We start from the raw sequence: 22306 nt of genomic DNA on the forward strand, positions 1-22306 counted from the left end.
CTGGTAGGTCCTGGCTGTTTTTTGGGCGCGCTGGCGCGCTCGAGCGCGGCCCCTGGGGGGCCGCGAGTTAGCCGCCGTTGCTCGCGCTTCGCGCATGCGCAACGGCGGCTAACTCGCGGCCGGGCCGCTACGCCGCTTCGCGGCGGTCCTTCCTCGAGGTCGGGACGTACGGGGCCGGGAGTGCGGTTATGACGGACTGAAAGTAGTGCCGGGTAGCTGGGAGTGCGGTGGCCACTGCACTCCAATGTGATCAGCTCTGAGCCGCCAAAGCCTGCTTGACCTGCGCCAACGTCGGATTCGTCGCAGTCGATCCATCCCGATACTTCACCGTCGGCACGACGTGGTTGCCGTTGTTGACGCTTCCCACGAAGTCGGCCGAGGCGGGGTCCTCTTCGATGTCGATCACCGTGTAGGTGATGCCCGCCTCGTCGAGCTGGGTCTTGAGGCGGCGGCAGTAGCCGCACCAGGTGGTGGAGTACATCGTCAGGTCAGGGGTTGTTTCGCTCACGCGATGTGCAACGTCTCGACCGGCCCTGGTGTTCCGGCCGGGTTCTTGTCGGCGGGCGCTGTCATGATGGTGGCCGTGTCAGCACTCGATCTCGCCGCCCTCGACCCGGAACAGGCCGCCGCGGTGCGGGCACCGAGGGGACCGGTGTGTGTGCTCGCGGGCGCGGGTACCGGCAAGACCAGGACCATCACCCACCGCATCGCACACCTGATCGCGGGCGGTCACGTGAAAGCCGACCAGGTCCTGGCGGTGACGTTCACCGCGCGCGCCGCGGGGGAGATGCGCGGCAGGCTGCGGGCGATGGGCCTCGGCGGTGACGCCGGGCAGGTGCAGGCACGCACCTTCCACGCGGCGGCGCTGCGGCAGCTGCGGTACTTCTGGCCGCAGGTCGTCGGCGATGTGCCGTGGCGGTTGCTCGACAGCAAGTTCCCCGTGGTCGCACAGGCCGCCAACCGGGCGGGACTGGGCAGCTCGACCGAACTGATCCGCGACCTGCTCAGCGAGATCGAGTGGGCCAAGGCCTCGCTGATCGCCCCGGAGGACTACCCGGCGGCCGCCGCGAAATACCACCGTGACGCCCCGGTCGAGGTCACCCGGGTGGCCCAGGTCTACGCCGGGTACGAGTCGGCGAAAACCTCCGCCGACGGCCTGCTGCTCGACTTCGACGACCTGCTGCTGCACACCGCCGCCGCGCTCGAGGACTACCCGGCTGTCGCCGACGAATTTCGTGGCCGATACCGCAGTTTCGTCGTCGACGAGTACCAGGACGTCACGCCGCTGCAGCAGCGGGTGCTCGACGCCTGGCTCGGCGAGCGCGACGACCTCACCGTTGTCGGCGACGCCAACCAGACCATCTACTCCTTCACCGGCGCCACCCCCAACTACCTGCTCGACTTCTCCCGCCGCTTCCCCGACGCCACCGTCATCCGGCTCGAACGTGACTATCGCTCCACCCCGCAGGTGGTGTCGCTGGCCAACCGCGTGATCGGGGCCGCGCGCGGCCGCATCGCGGGGACCCGGCTCGCGCTCGTCGGCCAGCGCCCCGACGGCCCGGAACCCGAGTTCGCCGAGTACCCCGACGTGCCCGCCGAGGCCGCGGCCGTCGCGGGCAAGATCAAGAAGCTGATCGCCGCGGGCACACCGGCGGCCGAGATCGCGGTGCTCTACCGGATCAACGCCCAGTCCGAACCGTTCGAACAGGCGCTCAACGAGCGCGGTATCCCGTTCCAGGTGCGCGGCGGCGAAGGGTTCTTCCAGCGCCAAGAGGTGCGCCAGGCCGTACAGAAGCTGCGCCAGGCCGATACCCGCGACGACCTGCCCGACGAGGCGCGCAGCGGGGGTGGACTCATCACGCTGGTCCGCGCCGAGCTGGCCTCGGTCGGGCTCACCGCCGAGGAACCCGCCGGCGCCCAGGCCAAGGAACGCTGGTCCGCGCTGCTCGCACTGGTGCAGCTCACCGAGGAACTCGTCGGCCACGACCCGGAGATCGACCTCACCGGGCTGCTTCGCGAGCTCGCTACCCGCGCCGAGGCCAAACACCCGCCGACCGTCGAAGGCGTCACACTGGCGTCGCTGCATGCCGCCAAGGGCCTGGAATGGGACGCGGTGTTCCTCGTCGGCGTCAGCGACGGCACGCTCCCGATCCAGCACGTGCTCGGCGACGACGGCAGCCCGTCCGACCAGGCGGGTCTGGAAGAGGAACGCCGGCTGCTCTACGTGGGCGTCACCCGCGCGCGTGAACACCTCGCGGTCTCGTGGTCGCTGGCCCGCGCCGAGGGCGGCCGACGGGTGCGCAGGCGTTCCCGGTTCCTCAACGGCCTCGTCCCCGACGACTCGCCCGCCTCGCGCATCGCCGCAACGGCCACGGGCCCCAAGGACGCCGACGGCAAACGCCCACTGTGCCGGGTCTGCGCGAAACCGCTGATCGGCACCTACGCCTCCATGCTCGGCCGCTGCCGGCGCTGCCCGGCCGAACTCGACGCCGAATTGCTCGCGGCCCTGCAGGAGTGGCGCACGGAGAAGGCCGAGGTGCTGCGCGTGCGCGACTTCGTGGTGTTCACCGACACCACCCTGACCGCCATCGCCGAACAGCTCCCCGCCGACGACAAGGGGCTGGCGGCGATCGCGGGCATCGGCCCGAAGAAGATCGAGCAGTACGGCGCCGATGTGCTCGCGATCGTCGCGTCGCGGATGCGGGCGAAGACACAAAACCCCAGGTAGAAAATAGGTTGTCCGGTTATCGATCTTTGCCTATGGTGGACAGCACGCACCGAGAGTGATCTCGGCGCGCGGAAACTATCAGCACACGAGTTCAGGAGGGAGGCAGTCAGATGAACAGCAACACCGCATTCGTCGCGATGGGCAATCGCGACCTGGTGAACGAATTCATGGTGTCCGCCTCCCGGGGGGTCCTCGCTCTGCAGGGGACCGGTCTGTCCGGCGTCGATACCAAAGCTGTCCCGATGACTGTCATGCATCAGCACAGCCCTATTCGTCTCCAGGACAAGCCCATTGTGGGTTGGCAGCCGACCGCCGTTCCGGCATCGGCAGACACTGTCGCCGATGAGGCCGGATATGCACCGGCAGTCTTCGGCGGCGCAACCCGCCTCCGCGTCCACCCAGCGACCGTGCTCAGGTCTCGACACAGATGTCGAACTAGGTAGGAATTCCTCCCTAGACCTCCTGGCCACGGATCGCGAGAAGCGAAATCCGTGGCCATTGTTTTCGGCTCCTCAGCCGCAGGCTCCGGGTTCGCACACCGAACACCACGACTGCAACGAGCTGAAGGAGAACGACGTGTTCACCGCCCAGGACTGGCCGACGGCCACTACTGACGTGACATGCCGAACCGTGGCGCAGACCCCTCGCGTCCGTGAGGTCACCACCAAGACCCTGCCCTGCCGGGCCGGAAACCCCGATCTGTGGTTCGCCGAGAGCCCCACCGATCTCGAGCAGGCCAAGCAGCTGTGCGCCTCCTGCCCGATCCGTAAGGGCTGCCTGACGGCGGCCATCGACCGCGGCGAGCCGTGGGGTGTCTGGGGCGGTGAGATCTTCGACCAGGGTGTCGTGATCGCCCGCAAGCGCCCGCGTGGTCGCCCGCGCAAGGTCGCGATCCCGGCATGAGTGGTCAGCGGCTGGAGGCGGCAGCGGAGTGTAACCACGCAGGCCGCCCGAGCATGCCGCATGAACACAGCATGAACCCCGGAAAAGGGTTGTACCGCAAGCGAACCGCTCACCGTGCGTCGGTGGGCGGTTCGTTTGTTCTGTGCGGCTAGGAGGCTTGCTCGGCCGGGAAGCCGGGCACCCAGGTGCGGACAAGCCTCATGAAACCCAGTTCCGCGTCGAGCTGGGCGAGGATGCCGACGGAGCCGCCGAGCACGCGGAAGATCATCACGTACTCCGCCGGGAGTTGCAGCGCCCGAGCGGTTTTCATCTCCGGACTGGAGAATTCCGATGCCTTGCCCGCGACCCGCTGCATCCAGGCCCTGGTGAAATGGAAGGTGTCGGTGCGGATCGGGTCGCTGAACGGGCGCAGGTAGGCCTCGATCTCCTCGTGTGTCACCTTGCGACCCGGAATCACCCACCCGTGCTCGTAGAGCAGCCGGGTGAGGGCCTCGTGGTCTTCGGCGACCGCCAGCGCCAGCATCTCGCCGAGGATGCGGGGGAAACCGCCGGGCATCGGCGCGCAGGCACCGAAGTCGAGGACGGCCAGCTTGCCGTCGGGCCGCACGAGGAAGTTACCCGGATGCGGGTCGCCGTGCAGGAGGCCGACCAGCTCGGGGGAGGAGAAGTGGAAGGTGCCCATCAGCTCGGCGATCCGATTGCGTTGCGCGCGCGTACCCTCCGGGTCGTCGGCGCCCGCCTTGATGAGCGCCGAGACCGGCGTGCCGTCCAGCCATTCGGTGACGATCACCTTCGGCGCACCCGCCACGACCTTGGGGACCACGATGTGCGGGTGCCCGTCGAAGGCTGCGGCGAAGCGGCGCTGGTTGGCCGCCTCGATGCGATAGTCGAGTTCTTCCTCGGTGCGCTCGGTGATCTCGGCGAGCAGCGGCTTCACGTCCGCGCCGGGTATCACCGACGCCAGCAGACCCGACATCCGCGACAGAGTCTTGAGGTCGGCGCGCAGCGCCTCGTCGGCGCCTGGGTACTGCACTTTCACCGCCACCGCGCGCCCGTCCGACCACACCGCCCGGTGCACCTGACCGATGCTCGCCGACGCGGCGGGGGTGTCGTCGAAGGACTGGAAACGATCACGCCACTTGGTGCCGAGCTGCTGGTCCAGGACCCGGTGCACCGTTTCGATCGGCATCGGCGGTGCGGCGGCCTGCAACTTGGTGAGGGCTTCGCGATAGTGCTCGCCGAATTCCTCGGGCACGGCGGCTTCCATCACGCTCAGCGCCTGGCCGAACTTCATCGCGCCGCCCTTGAGTTCACCGAGCACGGCGAACAACTGCTCGGCGGCCTTCTGGTTCAATCCGGCGTTGATCTGCTGCTTGTCACCCCCGACGAGCTTCTTGCCGAACCCGACGGCGGCTCGCCCCGCGATGCCGAGCGGAATTTTGGCCAACTTGGCATTGCGGCTTGAGCTGCGGCGCACGATCTCGGACACGCTACCCATCATGGCCGAACCTGCGGCCGCTGTGCCATGGGAATGCTCACACCGGCGATCATCGGGTCATCTCCGCGCGATGACCGGCCAGTGTCCGGCAGCCGCATTCCGGGTGCGGTGGCCACGGCCTGCGGTGCAGTTCGTGCGAATCGAGGTCGAGTTCCATGGTGGCGTCCAGGGTCGCGGGTCGTCGTCGCGGTGAGCATTCGACGATGGCTTCCAGCTCGCCGAGCGCCAGTGCGGTGGTCGCCGCCACACCGGCGGGGGAGGCGTGGCCGGTGCGGCCGAGCAGTTGCGCCGCCAGGTGCGGCCAGTCGTGGTCGAGGCCCGCACGGGTGAGATCAGCGCACCGCAGGCAGCTGGTCTGACCGGGCAGGACGAGGGGACCGACGACGCCGATACCGTCACGTACGCGCACCTGCAGGTGCGGCACCCTCCGCAACACCAGGTCGACCGACAGGCGCGGGTCGATCATCAGCGCGTCGGTGAGTACCACCAGATCGCAGCCGGGGGCACCGACCACCACCTCGGGGCGGAACGTGCGCGATCGTGATGGCCGGAAACCCATGCGGCGCAACCCGATCGTCACCGCGTCGGACAACGGGCCGAGCCCGTGCACGGTGATCGACCGGATCTTGGCCTGTTTGCGCTCGGGTTGCAGCAGCAGCCCCGCCCGGTCGATCGCGGTGAGCAACGCGACGGTGCGATCGGGGGAGATACCGAATTCTCCGGCGCGCCAGATGATCTGCGGCCGCGACTGCAGACCGTCGAGCAGCCGGAGGAAGGCGAGCACCGTGCCGGTGTCGAGCTCGGTGGTCTCGAGGACGAGCGCGCGTTCGGGGTCCCAGCCCAGTTGCACCGTGCCCGAGGGCCGGACCAGGGTGGTCACCCTCGGGTGCAGCATCGGGCCGCGCAGTGGTGTTGTGGTCGTCATGCCAGAAGTATCGGCATCGCCTCGCCTGCGACCAGGACCCGAAAGCCCAGTTATCCACAGGTTTTGGGCGTGTCGCTTCGACGATCTCGCCTTGTGAACAGACGATGTTCCGCCCGTCGTTACGGCGATTCGAGACGGCGCCACGCCGAAAAGCCGTGTCGCGCAACCACCGGCGGAAAGTTCTTCACCGCCGGTGGTCGCGCACCCTCACGAGTGGTCGGACTCCGGGTCGTCGCCGGTGTCGTCGGACTTCTTCTCGTCCTGCTGCGCCTGGTCGCGCTCGCGGGCCTCGGTCTCGGCGAGCTGGGCCAGCGGATCGTCGAAAGCGCCTGTGCCGCCGCCGATCACGGAGTCGATGAACCCGGCGGGGGAGTCGAGGTCGGTGGAATCGGGCAGCAGGTCGGGGTGTGCCCACACCCCGTCGCGACGCTCCATGCCCGCGTCGTCGGTGAGCCTGCGCCACAGCGCCGAGGCCTCACGCACCTTGCGCGGGCGCAGCTCGAGACCGACCAGCGTCGCGAAGGTCTGCTCGGCGGGCCCACCGGTCGCACGGCGGCGACGCAGCGTCTCCGACAGCGCCGTCGCACCGGGCAACCGCTCGCCGACCGCGTCGGAGACCACCACGTCGACCCAGCCCTCGATCAGCGCCAGCAGCGTCTCCAGACGCTCCAGTGCGGCCTTTTGCTCGGGCGTGGTCTGCGGTTCGAAAGTGCCCTGCGAGAGCAGTTCCTCCAGCTTGGACGGATCGCTGAGCATCATCGGATCGATGTTCTGGGCGGCGTCCTCCAGCGCGGAGAAGTCCATCTTGATGCCGCGCGCGTACGCCTCGACCGCCCCGAGCACCTGCTGACGCAGCCACGGCACATGCGCGAACAGCCGCTGGTGCGCGGCCTCACGAGCGGCGAGGAACACCATGATCTCGCTCTCGGGCTGCTCGAGTCCCTCGCTGAACGAGGCGATCGCGCTCGGCAGCAGCGCGGCGGTTCCGGCCGGTCCGAGGGGCAGACCGATATCGGTGGAAGTGAGCACCTCCTTGGCCAGCTGACCGAGCGCCTGACCCAGCTGCGAACCGAACGCGAGCCCGCCCATCTGGCCGAGCATGCCGACCATCGGACCGGCGAACTGCTTGGCCTCCTCGGGCAACTGCGCGGTCCACATGCCGGAGATCTGCTCGGCCACCGGGTCGCACAGGCGCTTCCAGGTGGGCAGCGTCTCCTCGATCCAGTCGTTGGCCGTCCATGCCACGGTCTTGTTCGCACCCGCCGGAAGGACGGTCGAACCGTCGAGCCACAGCTCGGCCAAGTGCGCCGCGTCGGCGACGGCGGAGGAGGTCTTCGCGGCGATCGGTGCGACGGTGGCACCGAGCTGCTGACGCGCCAGCCGCTTGGCCACGTCGTAGTTGACCGGGCCGGACTGGGCGCCGCCCGGGCTGCCACCCTGGCTCATGCCGCTGATCATCTGGCCGAGCTGGGTCAGCATCTGACCCAGCTGCGACGGGTCGAAACCGCCCGTGCCGCCCGCCCCGAAACCGAACGGATCCGATCCGCCGGGTCCGTTCGCCTCGTCGCGACGCTTACCGGACTCGTCGTCGTCGCGGTTCGAGAAGCCGAAGGGGTGATCGCTCATGCCTCTTACGTTACGCGGGACCTGCCGGTCCACGGTGTTCGCGCATCGCGAAATCGTCGGCGGGGCCGACGGCGCAAAAGCGTGCCACTACCGTCGCCCGGCGAAGGTGATCACTACTGTGGTCGGAGTGAATCGTCGGATCCTCACCCTGATCGTGGCCCTGGTACCCGTCCTCGTGCTCGGCGTGGTCGGCAGTGTGGTCACCGTCCCGTTCGTCGCACTCGGCCCCGGCCCGACCTTCGACACCCTCGGCCAGGTCGACGGTAAGCAGGTGGTCGACGTCACGGGCGCACCCCTCGATCCGACCACCGGTCAGCTCAATATGACGACCGTTTCGGTCCGCGACGAGCTGAACCTGTTCGAAGCGTTCGGGTTCTGGGTGAGCGGTGAGCACGGCCTCGTCCCGCGCGCCGAGGTGTACCCGCCCGGCGTGTCGCGCGAAGAGGTCGACAAGTCCAACCAGCAGGACTTCAAGGATTCCGAGAGCAACGCCGAGGTCGCCGCGCTGCACCACCTGAAGCTGCCGACGGTGGTCCTGGTGCGCGGTGTCGTCGAGGACGGCCCGGCCAAGGACATCCTCGCCGCCGACGACCAGATCATCAGCATCGACGGCAAGCCGATCACCGCGCCCCAGGAAGTGATCGACCTGGTCGGCACCAAGGGACCCGGCGACGTCATCACCGTCGTCTACCGGCGCGGCGACGTCGAGCAGACCACCCCGATCACCCTCGCCGCGCGCCCCGACGACAGCAACAAGGGCTACCTGGGCATCGGCCTCGGTGAGGGTGGGCGCCCGCCGCTGAAGGTGGAGTTCAACCTCGCCGATATCGGCGGTCCCTCGGCCGGGCTCATGTTCAGCCTGGCCCTGATCGACAAGCTCTCACCCGGCGAACTCAACGGCGGCAAGTTCGTCGCGGGCACCGGAACCATCGACCAGGACGGCAAGGTCGGCCCGATCGGCGGCATCCAGTACAAGATGATCGCCGCGCGTGAGGCGGGCGCCGAAACCTTCCTCGTGCCCGCCGCCAACTGCAACGAGGCGGCTCAGCGCATCCCGGAAGGGCTGCGACTGGTGAAGGTCGACACCCTCGACACCGCGATCACCGCCCTGTCCGACATCGAAGCGGGCCGCGAACCCATCAGCTGTGCATGATGGCGGCTGGCGCCGCGGTTCTCGACGCTGAACCCCCGCCTCTTCCCTCCCTCCGGGCACTCCTTCGTCGCACCCTCCGGTCAGTCCAGAGGCGGGGGACGCGCCGAGAACACGGCAGTTGATCACTCGAGAGTGTGGTGCAGGGCCTCGACGAGGCCCGGGGCCAGGTTCGGGTAGGTGCGCAGGTCGAGGTCGCCGAAGCCGTCGTCGTCCTCGGGGCGGATCTGCAGCAGGCACAGCGACGCGCCCTGGCGCAACACGCCCGCGATGAGGCGGGCGTCGCGGCGGCCCGGGTGGGCGTGGGCGGCGGCGCGCCCGGCCGCGTCGGCGGCTTCGTCGTCGGCGAGCAGCGGAACGAGCGCCTCGTCCAGATCGCTCTCCGCGTCCGGCGGCAGCACCACGATCTCCTGGACGAGCACGCAACCCTCGACCGCGGGCGGCCAGGTGGTGGTGGCCAGGAATTCGTCGAGCGCCATCGAACCGCCGGTGATGTCGTCGGGGAAGGCTTCCTGGGCCACGGGTGTCAGTTCGCTGCCGTCGTCGAGCTGATCCTGCAGGTCCGGTTCGGCCGCGGCCAGGTCGGCGGTCGGCACCAACGCGAACATCTGCGGCGGATTGCCCCAGCCCTCGGCGTCGGCGAACTCGACGACCTCGCGCACACAGCGGGCGAGGAGAACTTCGGCGTGCTCGTCATCGGTCACCCGACCATCCAATCATTTTCGGCCCTGCCGCTTGCATGGTGTCCGATTTCCGTAGAGTGGGCGCCAACGATCCCGAACAGGATCACCCGCAACATCGGACTGCGGTGTCCGCGCCCGGAATCGGTCGCGGAACCGCCGGAGCATGGAGAGTGGCACCGTGGGCATGCGGCCCCCCACCGGCTTACCTTCGTTGTCCCGACGCAGCCGTGTGCTGCTGGTGACGGCTGTCGTCCTCGCGGCGCTGCTGCTGCTCGGGCCCCGCCTCACCGACGCCTATACGAACTGGTTGTGGTTCGGCGAGGTCGGTTATCGCAGTGTGTATCTGGGCGTGTTGCGCACCAGGTTCATTTTGTTCGTCGTGATCGGCCTGTTCGTCGGGCTCGTGGTGTGGGCGGCGCTGCTGCTCGCCTACCGTTCGCGTCCGGTGTTCGTGCCGGTCGCCGGGCCCAACGATCCGATCGCGCGCTACCGCACCACCGTGATGGCGCGGCTGCGCTGGTTCGGCATCGGCATCCCGGTGCTGCTCGGCCTGCTGTCGGGCCTGGTGGCGCAGTCGAATTGGGCAACGGTGCAGCTGTTCCTGCACGGCGGCGACTTCGGTCAGCAGGACCCGCAGTTCCATCTCGACATCGGGTTCTACACCTTCGACCTGCCGTTCTACCGGATGGTGCTGAACTGGTTGTTCGTCGCCGTGGTCATCGCGTTCTTCGCGAACCTGGTGACCCACTACGTGTTCGGCGGCCTGCGCCTGGCCGGACGCGAGGGCGCGCTCACCCGTGCCGCACGGGTGCAGCTGGCCGTGATCGCCGGCATCTTCGTGCTGCTCAAGGCCGTGGCGTACTGGTTCGACCGGTACGACCTGCTGTCGAGCACGCGCAAGGAACCCACCTTCAGCGGTCCGTCGTTCACCGACATCAACGCGGTACTGCCCGCCAAACTGATCCTGCTGTCGATCGCGGTGATCTGCGCGATCGCGTTCTTCGCCGGCATCGTGCTGCGCGATCTGCGGGTGCCCGCGATGGCGGCGGCGCTGCTTGTGCTCTCCTCGATCCTGGTCGGCGCGGTGTGGCCGATGGTCGTTGAGCAGTTCTCGGTGCGACCCAATGCCGCCGAGAAGGAAAGCCAGTACATCGAGCGCAATATCCAGGCCACGCGCGAGGCGTACGGCATCACCGACGACAAGGTCGAGTATCGCGACTACCAGGGTGTGAGCACCAAGAGCCCGCTCGAGGTGCCCGCCGACGCGGCGACCATCGGCAACGCCCGGCTGCTCGACCCGAACATCCTCTCGCCCACGTTCACCCAGCTGCAGCAGCGCAAGAACTTCTACGGCTTCCCGGAGTCGCTCGACATCGACCGCTACAACGTCAACGGCGAGCTCCAGGACTACATCGTCGCCGCGCGCGAGCTGCATCCGGCGGCACTGTCGGGTAACCAGAAGGACTGGATCAACCAGCACACCGTCTACACCCACGGCAACGGCTTCGTCGCCGCGCCCGCCAACCGGGTGAACAAGCCGCAGTCCGACGCGCAGAGCGCATCGGGTGGCAGTGATTCGGGCTATCCGCTGTTCACGGTGAGCGACCTGTTCACCGAGAAGGACAAGCAGCAGATCAAGGTCGACCAGCCGCGTATCTACTTCGGCGAGCTGATCTCCCAGACCGACCCCGACTACGCCATCGTCGGTACCGCCGAGGGTGAGGCGCCGCGCGAATACGACTCCGACACGGCGCAATTCACCTACGACGGCAGTGGCGGCGTGCCAGTGGGCAACTGGTTCAACCGGTTGGCCTTCGCCGCCAAGTACGCCGAGCGCAACATCCTGTTCTCCTCGGCGATCAGCGAGGACTCCAAGATCCTGTTCAACCGGTCGCCGCGCGACCGGGTGCAGAAGGTGGCGCCGTGGCTGACCACCGACGGCAACGCCTACCCGGCGGTCGTCGGTGAGCGCATCGTGTGGATCGTCGATGCCTACACCACCCTCGACAAGTACCCCTACGCGCAGTCGACCTCGCTCGACGGCGCCGTCGAGGACAGCATCGACAAGAAGACCGGCCGGGCCATCCCGCGCAAGGAGGTCAGCTACATCCGCAACTCGGTGAAGGCCACCGTCGACGCCTACGACGGCACCGTCACCCTGTACGAGACCGACACCAACGACCCGGTGCTCAACGCCTGGCAGGGTGTCTTCCCCGACGCTGTGAAGCCGGAGAGCGAGATCTCGGCGGAACTGCGCGCCCACTTCCGCTACCCGGAAGACCTGTTCAAGGTGCAGCGCGAGATGCTCACCAAGTACCACGTGGACAACCCGCGCGAGTTCTTCACCAACAACGCCTTCTGGTCGGTGCCCAGCGATCCGACGATCGAGGGCGGCACCTTCAACCAGCCGCCGTACTACGTGTTGCTCGGTGATCCGAAGACCAACAAGCCGGTGTTCAACCTGACCTCCTCGATGGTCGGCTACAACCGCGAGTATTTGTCGGCTTACATCTCGGTGCGGTCGGATCCGGAGGGCTACGGCAAGTTCACAGTGCTGCAGCTGCCCGGCGAGACGCAGACGCAGGGTCCGCAGCAGACGCAGAACTCGATGACCACCGCCGACGCGGTGTCACGAGAGAAGACGCTGCTGTCGAACTCGAACAAGATCCGCTACGGCAATCTGCTCACCCTGCCGGTGGCCGACGGCGGCATCCTGTACGTGGAGCCGTTCTACAACGAACGCAACACCGGTTCGTCGACGTTCCCGCAGCTGCTGCGCGTGCTGGTGAGCTACCGCGACTCCGGTGGCGGTGTGAAGGTGGGTTACGCGGCCACCCTGGCCGACGCGCTCAATCAGGTGATCCCGGGCGCCGGTTCGCTGGCGACCCCGTTCGGCGGCGACCCGTCGGTGAAGCCGAAACCGGGGGCGACCCCGCCGGTCGACCAGGGCTCGACTCCGCCCGCCGGTGGTGTCGTTCCGCCGCCGCCCGCGACGGGCACCCCGTCGACGCCGACTCAGGAAGCCGCCGCGGCCGAGCTGAGCCGCAAGATCGAGGCGGTGCGCACCGCGATGCGCACGGGCAACTTCGCCGATTTCGGTAAGGCGCTCGAGGAACTGGACAAGGCCGTGCAGGCCTACCAGGACGCCGGCGGCCGGTAACGGTTCGCGACACAAGAAGGCCCCGCCGGAATCGGCGGGGCCTTCTTGCTGCAGGGGGAAAAGTGGATCAGCCGGCGATCTGCGCGATCAGCGGGGCGTTGGCGTTGAGCAGGTCCTGGTACTGACCTGCGACACCGTACTGCTCGGCCAGGGCACGGCCTGCGGCGGTGGCCTGGTCGACGGCGGCGCGCACCTCGCTGGGGGCCTCGGCGGGCAGCTCGACCGGGAGCTCGACGGCAGGCTCCTCGACGGGGGCCGGGATGGGCTCGGGCTCGGCGGCCTGCAGGTACCGGCCGCAGTGCGGCCACGCGCCGACACCCTGGGTGGCGAGCACGTTCTCCGCGACGCGGATCTGCTCTTCCTTGCTCGCGGTGTGGGCCGAGCCCTGTCCGCCGTTGGCAGCCCAGGTGCTCTGCGAGAACTGCAGGCCACCGTAGTAACCGTTGCCGGTGTTGATGCCCCAGTTGCCACCGCTCTCGCACTGGGCGACGCCGTCCCAGTTGTGGGCGGCGGCGGAGGCGGTGCCGGTGGCGAGGCTGAACGGAACGGCAACCAGGGCGCCGGTGACGGCGGCGACGCCGAGGGCACGGGTGCGGAATTTCCGGGTTTCAGTCATGGGGGAGACGCTAACCAAGAATTGCGCGCCGATCACATCTTGATAACGGACTCATTGTGTGATTGGAACAGTCGTCTTTTCGAGGTTTATGCGGTGTATCCGGCGGGAATACATAAGCGCCGAGCGGTTTGTGATTGCACCGTTATGTGCCCGAGATCACGGCGAAATAGTGACCCCAGTCACTGGTTCAGGTGTGCGATCCCGGTTTGGCCAGAACCAGGTGATGGTCATCACAATCGAACGCTTCGTCGGCGTCCCCATGTTCGTGAAGATCGCTCCGCAACCGCGAAAAACCCGGCCTGACCTGACGATTTGGCATCTACGCTAACCCGTGTGTAATGTTGTATTCACCGACGCGGGGTGGAGCAGCTCGGTAGCTCGCTGGGCTCATAACCCAGAGGTCGCAGGTTCAAATCCTGTCCCCGCTACAAACGAAGACGGTCCTGACCACAAGGTCAGGACCGTCTTCTTTTATGTCCAGGCGCCGTGCGGCTGAGTCTCCCGACCCTGTTGACCGTCACCGTTTCCGCTGTTCACCGTCGGTGACATGTACAAGGACGTAGCCGACACCGTGTTCCCCAGGGATTCCCCGGCATAGGTTCGAGACGGCCTCGATGGCCGCGTGAGGTCGACCGCCCCACGCTCCGGCTGATGCTCCTGGGGAGGGACCACATGTCGCGGCCCGGTAGTTTGCGAACCTGCGCGATCGCCGCGCTCGCCGTCGCGGCGGCGATCACCCCAGCCCCGGCCTGGGCAGGCCCGTCGCTGGTCGACGACGTCCTGCCCGCCCCCTCGCTGCCCGCGGCGTCCACACAACTGGTCAAGGACCTGCCCGCCGACGTCGCCGCCCTGTGGCAAGCCACCCGCGCCACCCCCACCGGCGACCCCCTGTTCGACGCCTGGCCCGCCGACCTCGCGGACCGGCGCCCGGGGGAGATCATCGAACAGCGCGATGTGACAGCCACGGCGGCGCCGTTCGCGGTCGTGCCGATCCAGCAGGCCTTGCTGCTGAAATTCCGCACAACCGACTCGCGGGGCGCGCCGTCCTTCGCGACCGCGACGCTTCTCGTTCCCGCTGCCGCGCCCCCGTCCGGAACGACCAGGCAGGTGGTGGTCAACGCCCTGCCGATCAACTCCCTCGGCGCGACCTGCACGCCGGGATACGGGCTCGCGCACGGTGCCCACCCGAAATTCAACATGGGCGACCTCTTCCCACCGACGATGGCCTGGGCGCTGAACCGCGGCCATGCGGTGCTCGTACCCGATCACGAGGGACCGTTGATGGCGTACGCGGAGCCGACGGTCGCCGGGCACGCGGTGCTCGACGCGATCCGCGCGGTGCGTGCGGTGCGCCCCGAGGTATTCGGCGACAGCCGATTCGCCGTCGGCGGGTACTCCGGCGGCGCGATCGCCGCCTACGGCGCCGCCGTGCTGCAACCCGAATACGCACCCGAACTCGGCGACGCGCTCGCCGGCGTCGCCATGGGCGGGCTGATCAGCGACTATCCCGCCATCGCCGCCCGCTTCAACGGCAGCTTCGCCTCCGGAATCCTGATGGCCGCGGGCTTCGCCGTCGCCCGCGAGCACCCCACCCTGCTCGCTCAGCTGAACCATCTCGGTCAGTGGGTGGCGACCTCGCCGATCCGCGACCTCTGCGGTGACAGCAACGGCCCGCTCGGTCTGCTCGGCCTGCCGGTGGACGTCGGGATGTCACCACCGAACCCGCTCGCCTCCGACGCGATCCGGGAGATCTTCACGCGCACCGACCTGAGCGGCCGCACCGCCGACGCGCCGCTGTACATCTATCACGGGCAATTCGATTTCGGCGTACCACCGGAGCAGGGCCTCGCCGTCGCCAGGCGGCACTGCGCAGGCGATACGCAAGTGGTCTTCCGGTCGTTGCCCACCGAACACAGTCTCGGGATGATGGCCGGTTGGTCCGGTGCGATGGAGTGGATGGACGCCCGGCTGGCCGGGACACCAGCGCCGCGGGAGTGCCCCTGACCGTGGCCGCGAGAAAAGCCGACGGCGCCGCCCCTGGTGGGAGTCGGCGCCGTCGGCGGTAGAGCGTGTGGTCAGGCGTCGAGGTCGCTGGCCACCAGCTCCGCGATCTTGTCGAGGGTCGGCTGATCGTCGGAGCTGATGACGACCTCCGCGCCCTGACCCGCGCCGAGGGTCATGATCATCAGCGCCGACCCGGCATCGACCGGATCGCCGCCCGTGAGCGCGATGGTGACGGGCACGCCCGCCGCACCGACCGCCTCCGCGATCAGGGCGGCGGGGCGCGCGTGCAGGCCGACCGAGGAGCCGACGGTGACGGTGGTGCTTGGCATGGGTTTCTCCTTGTTGTGCGAGGTGACGTTCTTACGCGGTGGTGAGAGCAGGGGACTTCTTGCCGGTGAGCTCCTTGGCGAGGGTGACGCAGGCGGCGCCGACGACCGTGCCCGCCAGCACCGACACGATGAACCACAGCACGTGGCCGATGGCGAAGAACACGAAGATCCCGCCGTGCGGTGCGCTCAAGGTGACCTCGGTGGCCATGACCATGCCGCCGGTCACCGCGCCGCCGACCATCATCGACGGCAGCACCCGCAGCGGGTCGGCCGCGGCGAACGGGATGGCGCCCTCGGAGATGAACGAGGCGCCGAGCAGCCAGGCCGCCTTGCCGTTCTCCCGCTCGGCCTCGGTGTAGAGGCGGGGCCGTAGCGTTGTCGACAGCGCCATCGCGAGCGGCGGAACCATGCCCGCCGCCATCACCGCGGCCATGATCCGCAAGGTGGTGTTGTCGGTGACCGACAGGCCCGCGGCGGCGAACGAGTAGGCCGCCTTGTTCACCGGCCCGCCGAGATCGAAGCACATCATCACGCCGAGGATCACCCCGAGCGCGATCGCCGAACTACCCGAAAGACCGCCGAGCCAGTCGGTGAGCGCGTCGGTGACCGCCGCCAGCGGCTTGCCGAGCAACACGAACATCAGCACACCGACGATCAGTGACGCCAGCAACGGAATCACCACCACGGGCATCAATCCACGCGCCCACGTCGGAACGGGCAGCTTGCTCACCCACAGCGCCGCGAAACCACCGATCAGACCGCCGACGAGGCCGCCGAGGAAGCCCGCGCCGACGACGAGGGCGATCGCGCCCGCCGTGAAACCCGGTGCCAGACCCGGCCGGTCGGCGATGGCGAAGGCGATGTACCCGGCCAGCGCCGGAACGAGGAAGCCGAACGCGAGTACACCGATCTGGTTGAGCACGGCGGCGAAATAGGTGGCCAGACCGCCGTCGGGCAGGTCGGTGAGCGAGTTGTTCAGCACGATGTCTTTGGCGCTGTCGGAGATCTCGTAACCGCCGAGCAGGAAACTCAACGCGATCAGCAGACCGCCCGCCGCGACGAACGGGATCATGTAGCTCACGCCGGTCAGCAGGATCTGCCGCAGCCGCGTACCCCAACCGATGCCCTTGGCCGCCGGCTCACCCGTTGTGGGTGCTGCTGCCCCGCCGACCGTGGCGGCGCCGGGGGTCCGTGCGGCCGCGACCGCCTCGGCGATCATGGTGTCCGGTTCGTTGATGGCGCGCTTCACGCCGGATTCGATGACCGGTTTCCCCGCGAACCGGCTCCGATCCTTCACTCCCACATCGGTAGCGAAGATGACCGCGTCGGCGCCGGTGATGGTTCCCGGATCGAGCTCGGCCCCACCGCTGGATCCCTGCGTCTCCACCGCGAGGTCGACACCTGCCCGCTCGGCGGCGGCGGCGAGGGAATCGGCGGCCATATAGGTGTGGGCGATGCCGGTCGGGCACGCCGTGACCGCCACGATCTTCGTCGGTGTCGCCGACTTGTTCAGGTCGGTCGCGTCAGCAGGGGTACCCGCGTCACCGCTCGATTCCGCATGACCGGCGGCATCGGATGAGTCAGCAGCATCTTCACCGGATGCGGAAGTCCCTCCCGTATCGGTGGCGCCTGCACCGACAGCATCGGTCGTGTCGGCTGCCGTTGATGCCGCACCAGTGGCACTGGTCGCGCCCGCTGCCGAAACGTCCGCACCCGTGGCCGTGGGAGCGCTGGACGCGGGCGGGGGATTGATGACCCCGTCGACCAGCGCGACAACCTCGGCGGGCGTGGCGGCCGAGCGAAGGTCGTTGACGAAGGCAGGGCGGACCAGCGCCCGGGCCAGGGACGACAGCAGCTTCATGTGGTCCGCACCCGCTCCTTCGGGGGCGGCGATGAGGAACACCAGGTCGGCCGGTCCGTCGGGTGCACCGAAGTCGACGCCGGGGGCGAGGCGGGCGAAGGCGAGCGAGGGGGCGGTGACGGCAGCGGCCCGACAGTGCGGGATGGCGATGCCGCCGGGTAACCCGGTCGCCGATTGGGCCTCCCGGTTCAGCGCGGCCTCGCTCACGGCGGCCGCGTCGGTGGCCCGGCCCTGCTCGGCCAGCTTGCCTGCCAGTGCGGTGATGACCGATTGCTTGTCGGCGCCGAAGTCGGCGCCGAGGGTGACCAGGTCTTGGGTGATGATCGAATCGGCCATCGTCGTGTCTTTCCGGTGTCGGGTGGAGCGGGATCGAACGGGAGGTCAGCTGGTCGCGGTGTCGCCCAGTGCCTTCGGCAGCACGTCCGGGAGCGGGTGGGCCATGACGGCTTCGAGCAGGATGTCGGCTGGCCCCGGCAGTTCCGTACCGGGCAGCGCGGTGGCGGCGCTGCCGTAGGCGACGGCGGCGCGCAGCCGATCGGCCGGGTCGAGGCCCGCCAGGTCGGCGAGCAGGTACCCGGCCAGTGCGGAATCGCCCGCACCGACCGTGCTGCGCGCGACGATCGGCGGCGCACCGGCGAACCAGGCGCCCTCGGCGGTGACCAGCACCGCTCCCGCCGCGCCGAGGGTGGCGAGCACGGCACCGACGCCGTGCTCGATCAGTGACGTGGCGGCCTGCGCCGCTGCCGTGGGATTCTCGAGGTCGACGGCGTCGAGCCCCGTGAGCTGGGCCAGCTCCTCGCTGTTCGGTTTGATGAGATCCGGTACGGCAGAGCCCGGTTCGTCGAACAGGGCGAGCAAGGGTGCCTCGGAGGTGTCGACCGCGATCCTGGCCGATCCGGTGGCCGACAGCTCGCCCACGAGCCGCGCGTACCAATCCACGGGCACACCGGGCGGCAACGAGCCGGACAGCACAACCCACGAAGCGGCTGCGGCTGCTTCTGCCAGCGCGCCGGCGAGTGCGTCGAGTTCCGGTGCTCGCAGCGGATGCCCGGGTTCGTTGATTTTCGTTGTGGTGCCGTCGATTTCGGCGATCGTGAGATTGGTCCGTGGGGCGCCACCGGTCGGCACGGCACGGAACGCGATGCCCGCGCCGCGCAATCCGCTCACCACCGGGTCGTCCTCGGTGCCCGGCAGTACGGCCAGCGCGGACACCCCGCCCGAGGTGAGCACGCGTGCCACGTTGACGCCCTTGCCGCCGGGCTGGGAGATGACGTTCGCCGCGCGGTGCACCTGCCCTCGGCGCAGCGGTTCGGTGAGTGTCACCGTCCGGTCGACACTCGGGTTCGCGGTCAGTGTGACGATCATGCGAGCACCACTTCGATTCCCTCGGCGATCAGTTTGTCGTGTGCGGCGGACGGAATGTCGGTGTCGGTGACCAGCACGTCGATATCAGCGGTGCTACCGAAGCTCACGAAGTCCTCCCGCCCGATCTTGGAGGCGTCGGCGACGACGACCACGCGGTCGGCGGCCGCGATCATGGCCCGCTTCACGGCGGCCTCCTCCGGGTCGGGGGTGGACAGCCCGTGCCGAACGGTGAGCGCGTTGGTGCCGAGAAACGCGACGTCGACGCGCAATTCGCCGAGTACGCGCAGGGTTTCGGCCCCGACGGCGGCCTGGGTGACGCCGCGCACGCGCCCACCGAGCAGATGCGTCCGCACCCCGGCGTAGCCGGTGAGGCGCGTGGCGACGGGCAGCGAGTTGGTGACGGCGACCAGATCCAGATCGACCGGCAGGGCGGCCGCGACCCGCGAGGTCGTCGTGCCCGCGTCGAACAGCACGCTGCCACCGGACGCGGGCAGGTAGCGCTGGGCGAGTTCGGCGATGCGGTCCTTCTCGGCGGCGCGGGTGCTGTCGCGTTCGACGGTGCCCAGCTCGATGGTGGTGAGCGCGCCCGCTCCGACGGCTCCGCCGTGTACTCGCCGGATCAGGCCGAGCCGGTCGAGTACGGCCAGGTCGCGGCGGACGGTTTCGGTGGTCACCCCGTATTTGTCGGCGAGTTCGGCGACGGAGACGCGACCGTGCTGCCCGATGAGGGTCGCGATGGCCTGCTGCCGTTCCTCGGCGTACATGGTTCCTCCGGTTCATGAATGTGTACTCATGTTGTTTTATGCCCAGTTGTGTGGCTTTGTCAACGACTTTTGGTGAGCCGAGTCACAATCGTTGCCGACGGGCATGACGATGCCGCCGCAGCCGGGGCGAGAGATGCATCCGCATAACGCGGGCAGAACAGGAGGCGGCCGCACAGTCGGGGCCGGGATGGGGCCGCGCGATGGGGCCTGCGCACGGCTGCGCGCTCTAGCGGCGCGTGAGCCGGAAGGGCCGAGTGTCGAATGCTCGGATCTAGAGGGGAGGGTCAGTCGAAGCCGAGGTCGCTGGTGAGCGGATCGCGTAACGCGCCTTCGGCGGCGCGTAGTCGATCGGTGACAGAGGTGAGCAGATCCATCGAATCCTGCGACAGGCCGAGGGCGAGCCGGGTCAGGTGGCGCACGCGGTCGCAGTTGATGCGCTTGGCCAGTGCTGCATCCGGATCGGCGGGAGCGGCCGAGTGTTCGACGACGGTCACGACAGGGGCACTCACAATCTCGGAACGCGCTGCTGGGGGTAGGTGCTGCCTACGTTGGAGTATGACGCACCTTACATGGCCCCGGCGGCGCGCGAGGGCGGGTCGCGTGCGAAAGTTCAGCGATGAGTCAGTTCGCCGACTATCAGAACGAGATCTATCTCACCGCGCTCGGGGGCGTTCTGCCCGAATTCCCCATGGACTACGCCACTCTCGAGCGTAAGGCCACCGCCGCCCTGCCCGATACGCTGCTGCATTACATCGCCGGGGGCGCCGGTGACGAGCTCACCCAGCGCCGCAATGCCGAAGCCTTCGCCGACTGGGGGCTGCTGCCACGCATGCTGGTCGGCGCGACCGAACGCGACCTCACCGTCAGCGCGTTCGGCCACACCTTCGCCAGCCCGTTGTTCCTGGCGCCGGTCGGTGTGATCGGCCTGGTCGGCGAGCAGGGGCACGGTGACATCGCGGTCGCCCAGGCATCGGCGAAAACCGGTGTGCCCGCGATGTATTCGACGCTGATGGAAGATCCCCTGGAAGAGGTTCGTCCGCACGCGGGCGACACCCCCTCGTTCTTCCAGCTCTACACCCCCAAGAACCGCGAACTCGCGGAAAGCCTCGTACACCGCGCCGAAGCCGCGGGTTACGCGGGCATCACCGTCACCCTCGACACCTGGGTGCCCGGCTGGCGCCCCCGCGACCTGTCCAGCGGCAACTTCCCGCAGCTGCGGGGGCATGTGCTGAAGAACTACACCAGCGACCCGGTATTCCAGGCGATGGTCGGTTCCGACGACCCGAAGATGATTGTGCTGCACTGGGTTTCGACCTTCGGCCACTCGCTGACCTGGGACGACCTGACCTGGCTGCGCTCGCTCACCGACCTGCCGCTGATCCTCAAGGGCATCTCGCATCCCGACGACGCGCGCCGCGCCATCGACCTCGGCGCCGACGGTATCTACTGCTCCAATCACGGTGGGCGCCAGGCCAACGGCGGGCTGAGCGCGCTGGAAACCCTGCCCGAGGTCGCCGCCGCGTGTGACGGCCGGGTGCCGGTGCTGTTCGACTCCGGTGTCCGCTCGGGCGCCGACGTGGTGAAGGCGCTCGGACTCGGTGCGACGATGGTCGGTATCGGCAGGCCCTACGTCTACGCGCTGGCTCTCGGCGGGGTGCGTGGTCTGGTGCATCTGCTGCGGTCCTACGCCGCCGAAGCCGACCTGCTGCTGGCCGTCAACGGCTACCCGGATGTGGCCGCCGTGCGCGCCAACATCCGCCGGAGCATCCACGGTAACGTCACCCGCAGCTGAGTCCTGGGCCGCAAAACCCGCTCCGGGGGCGGGTTTTGGGGCCCCGTCTACGGCCTCGGCCGGAACTTGTCGGTGGGGTGCGGCATCATCAGGGGCACACGACGCTCTAGCACGCACCAACCTCCCGGAGTCCACGATGTCCTCGCCGAGCACCAAGTCCGCATCCCGTCGATCAGCTCCCCCGGTCCTGTCCGAGGCCGAGCTCGCGCGCATCGCAGGCGAGCTGGCCGAGGGCAAACCGCCGATGGTGTGGTTCACCTCGGCGGCCGTCGGCATCGAGGAGGGCAAGTCCGGCAAGGTCGTCGCGCTCGGTGACCCGGCCGACGGCGACTTCCTGCAGGTGCGCCCGACCGGTTCCAAAGATGTGCTCTCGTTCGGCCCGAGCGAGGTGACGCTGACCAAGCCGGCCCGCGGGACTACCGTTGCGCCCGGCGGTGCCAAGCCCGCCACGCATCACGTTCCCGAGCCGAGCAACCGAAAGGACACCCCCGTGACCCAGCCCTCGTCTCCGCCGAGTGCCGCGCCGAAGCCCGCCGCGCCGCGTTCGCTCGCGCCCGTGCCCGACGAGGCCACCGCCGCACCGAAACCGGCGGCGCCGCGTCCGGCCAAGGCCACGGCGGCCCGCAAGCCCAAAGCGCCGGAGGTCACCGTCACGCTCACCGGCACCGCCGACGGTGAATGGACTGTCGATGTCGTGAACGGCAAGAAGCGCAGCGTCAAGGGGCTCGCGGTGAACAGCGGCGCGGTCGCCCAGGCCGCCAAGATCCTGCACCCGGAGGTCGAGGAAGTGGTCGCGGGGATCCTGGAAGCCGCGCGGGAGGTGCAGCAGGCCAAGGTGGCTCAGCTGCAGGCCGAACTGGAGGCGGCCAAAAGGCTGCTCGCCGAACTAGGGGACTGACACC

The 22306-nt window shown here is 68.7% G+C and carries 18 protein-coding genes and 1 tRNA gene; 8 read left to right on the forward strand and 11 right to left on the reverse strand.

From position 1 onward, the window contains the following. Positions 1-250: 250 nt before the first annotated feature. On the reverse strand, positions 251-481 hold the full coding sequence (locus LDL21_RS04910) for a mycoredoxin (protein WP_067637296.1): 231 nt from the start codon (positions 479-481) through the stop codon (positions 251-253). A gap of 90 nt (positions 482-571) precedes the next feature. On the opposite strand from LDL21_RS04910, the gene LDL21_RS04915 reads away from it, so the two are divergent. After that, positions 572-2728, forward strand: a complete 2157-nt coding sequence (locus LDL21_RS04915) for an ATP-dependent DNA helicase UvrD2 (protein ID WP_225279239.1) — start codon at positions 572-574, stop codon at positions 2726-2728. A 576-nt stretch (positions 2729-3304) separates the two neighbouring features. Further along, a complete protein-coding gene (locus LDL21_RS04920; protein ID WP_279537537.1) occupies positions 3305-3631 on the forward strand; it encodes a WhiB family transcriptional regulator in 327 nt (108 codons plus the stop codon). 148 nt (positions 3632-3779) lie between these two features. On the opposite strand, the gene LDL21_RS04925 is transcribed toward LDL21_RS04920, so the two are convergent. From LDL21_RS04925 to LDL21_RS04935, 3 genes are all read right to left on the reverse strand, one after another. Continuing rightward, positions 3780-5129, reverse strand: coding sequence for an ABC1 kinase family protein (locus tag LDL21_RS04925; protein WP_372462135.1), 1350 nt, complete (start codon positions 5127-5129; stop codon positions 3780-3782). A gap of 49 nt (positions 5130-5178) precedes the next feature. Continuing rightward, a complete protein-coding gene (locus LDL21_RS04930; RefSeq protein WP_225278951.1) occupies positions 5179-6054 on the reverse strand; it encodes a TOMM precursor leader peptide-binding protein in 876 nt (291 codons plus the stop codon). A gap of 207 nt (positions 6055-6261) precedes the next feature. After that, positions 6262-7680, reverse strand: coding sequence for a zinc-dependent metalloprotease (locus LDL21_RS04935; RefSeq protein ID WP_181700395.1), 1419 nt, complete (start codon positions 7678-7680; stop codon positions 6262-6264). A gap of 127 nt (positions 7681-7807) precedes the next feature. On the opposite strand from LDL21_RS04935, the gene LDL21_RS04940 reads away from it, so the two are divergent. After that, complete coding sequence (locus LDL21_RS04940) at positions 7808-8833, forward strand: YlbL family protein (RefSeq protein WP_225278952.1); 1026 nt, start codon at positions 7808-7810, stop codon at positions 8831-8833. Positions 8834-8955: 122 nt separating this feature from the next. Here LDL21_RS04940 and LDL21_RS04945 read toward each other — a convergent pair whose 3' ends face one another. Beyond that, complete coding sequence (locus LDL21_RS04945; RefSeq protein ID WP_067491592.1) at positions 8956-9534, reverse strand: PPA1309 family protein; 579 nt, start codon at positions 9532-9534, stop codon at positions 8956-8958. Positions 9535-9691: 157 nt separating this feature from the next. Between LDL21_RS04945 and LDL21_RS04950 the strand changes: the two genes are divergently transcribed. Further along, positions 9692-12673 carry a UPF0182 family protein gene (locus LDL21_RS04950; RefSeq protein ID WP_225278953.1) on the forward strand — a complete coding sequence of 994 codons (2982 nt, stop codon included), beginning with the start codon at positions 9692-9694 and terminating at the stop codon, positions 12671-12673. A gap of 67 nt (positions 12674-12740) precedes the next feature. Here the strand turns inward: LDL21_RS04950 and LDL21_RS04955 are convergent, their stop codons facing one another. Then, positions 12741-13289 (reverse strand): transglycosylase family protein, encoded by a 549-nt coding sequence (locus LDL21_RS04955; protein ID WP_181700389.1) that lies wholly within the window; start codon positions 13287-13289, stop codon positions 12741-12743. Between the two features lie 354 nt (positions 13290-13643). Here LDL21_RS04955 and LDL21_RS04960 point away from each other — a divergent pair. Further along, a tRNA-Met gene (locus tag LDL21_RS04960) sits at positions 13644-13717 on the forward strand. A 223-nt stretch (positions 13718-13940) separates the two neighbouring features. Next, entirely contained in the window at positions 13941-15293 is a 1353-nt protein-coding gene (locus LDL21_RS04965) for a lipase family protein (RefSeq protein WP_225278954.1), read from the forward strand. A gap of 71 nt (positions 15294-15364) precedes the next feature. Here the strand turns inward: LDL21_RS04965 and LDL21_RS04970 are convergent, their stop codons facing one another. The 5 genes from LDL21_RS04970 to LDL21_RS04990 form a co-directional block, all read right to left on the reverse strand. Next, a complete protein-coding gene (locus LDL21_RS04970; protein WP_067491599.1) occupies positions 15365-15622 on the reverse strand; it encodes an HPr family phosphocarrier protein in 258 nt (85 codons plus the stop codon). A 31-nt stretch (positions 15623-15653) separates the two neighbouring features. Continuing rightward, complete coding sequence (locus LDL21_RS04975; protein ID WP_225278955.1) at positions 15654-17819, reverse strand: PTS fructose transporter subunit IIABC; 2166 nt, start codon at positions 17817-17819, stop codon at positions 15654-15656. A gap of 45 nt (positions 17820-17864) precedes the next feature. Next, complete coding sequence (locus LDL21_RS04980) at positions 17865-18848, reverse strand: 1-phosphofructokinase family hexose kinase (RefSeq protein ID WP_225278956.1); 984 nt, start codon at positions 18846-18848, stop codon at positions 17865-17867. Continuing rightward, a complete protein-coding gene (locus LDL21_RS04985) occupies positions 18845-19612 on the reverse strand; it encodes a DeoR/GlpR family DNA-binding transcription regulator (RefSeq protein ID WP_225278957.1) in 768 nt (255 codons plus the stop codon). Before LDL21_RS04985 ends, LDL21_RS04980 begins: the two co-directional genes overlap by 4 nt. Positions 19613-19896: 284 nt before the next feature. Next, positions 19897-20106, reverse strand: coding sequence for a hypothetical protein (locus LDL21_RS04990; RefSeq protein WP_181700380.1), 210 nt, complete (start codon positions 20104-20106; stop codon positions 19897-19899). Positions 20107-20228: 122 nt separating this feature from the next. Between LDL21_RS04990 and LDL21_RS04995 the strand changes: the two genes are divergently transcribed. Both LDL21_RS04995 and LDL21_RS05000 read left to right on the forward strand, forming a co-directional pair. Beyond that, entirely contained in the window at positions 20229-21404 is a 1176-nt protein-coding gene (locus LDL21_RS04995) for an alpha-hydroxy-acid oxidizing protein (RefSeq protein WP_225278958.1), read from the forward strand. Positions 21405-21540: 136 nt separating this feature from the next. Then, on the forward strand, positions 21541-22302 hold the full coding sequence (locus LDL21_RS05000) for a DUF6319 family protein (RefSeq protein ID WP_225278959.1): 762 nt from the start codon (positions 21541-21543) through the stop codon (positions 22300-22302). The last annotated feature ends 4 nt before the right edge of the window (positions 22303-22306 follow it).

It is taken from the genome of Nocardia rosealba (genome assembly GCF_020216065.1).
GTDB lineage: Bacteria > Actinomycetota > Actinomycetes > Mycobacteriales > Mycobacteriaceae > Nocardia > Nocardia rosealba.

What these genes read in the sequence shown, in the direction of transcription:
- LDL21_RS04910 (WP_067637296.1), bottom strand. Translation starts at nt 481, where the DNA reads ATGTACTCCACCACCTGGTGCGGCTACTGCCGCCGCCTCAAGACCCAG.
- LDL21_RS04915 (WP_225279239.1), top strand. Translation starts at nt 572, where the DNA reads ATGATGGTGGCCGTGTCAGCACTCGATCTCGCCGCCCTCGACCCGGAA.
- LDL21_RS04925 (WP_372462135.1), bottom strand. Translation starts at nt 5,129, where the DNA reads ATGGGTAGCGTGTCCGAGATCGTGCGCCGCAGCTCAAGCCGCAATGCC.
- LDL21_RS04930 (WP_225278951.1), bottom strand. Translation starts at nt 6,054, where the DNA reads ATGACGACCACAACACCACTGCGCGGCCCGATGCTGCACCCGAGGGTG.
- LDL21_RS04935 (WP_181700395.1), bottom strand. Translation starts at nt 7,680, where the DNA reads ATGAGCGATCACCCCTTCGGCTTCTCGAACCGCGACGACGACGAGTCC.
- LDL21_RS04955 (WP_181700389.1), bottom strand. Translation starts at nt 13,289, where the DNA reads ATGACTGAAACCCGGAAATTCCGCACCCGTGCCCTCGGCGTCGCCGCC.
- LDL21_RS04965 (WP_225278954.1), top strand. Translation starts at nt 13,941, where the DNA reads ATGCTCCTGGGGAGGGACCACATGTCGCGGCCCGGTAGTTTGCGAACC.
- LDL21_RS04970 (WP_067491599.1), bottom strand. Translation starts at nt 15,622, where the DNA reads ATGCCAAGCACCACCGTCACCGTCGGCTCCTCGGTCGGCCTGCACGCG.
- LDL21_RS04975 (WP_225278955.1), bottom strand. Translation starts at nt 17,819, where the DNA reads ATGGCCGATTCGATCATCACCCAAGACCTGGTCACCCTCGGCGCCGAC.
- LDL21_RS04980 (WP_225278956.1), bottom strand. Translation starts at nt 18,848, where the DNA reads ATGATCGTCACACTGACCGCGAACCCGAGTGTCGACCGGACGGTGACA.
- LDL21_RS04985 (WP_225278957.1), bottom strand. Translation starts at nt 19,612, where the DNA reads ATGTACGCCGAGGAACGGCAGCAGGCCATCGCGACCCTCATCGGGCAG.
- LDL21_RS04995 (WP_225278958.1), top strand. Translation starts at nt 20,229, where the DNA reads ATGAGTCAGTTCGCCGACTATCAGAACGAGATCTATCTCACCGCGCTC.
- LDL21_RS05000 (WP_225278959.1), top strand. Translation starts at nt 21,541, where the DNA reads ATGTCCTCGCCGAGCACCAAGTCCGCATCCCGTCGATCAGCTCCCCCG.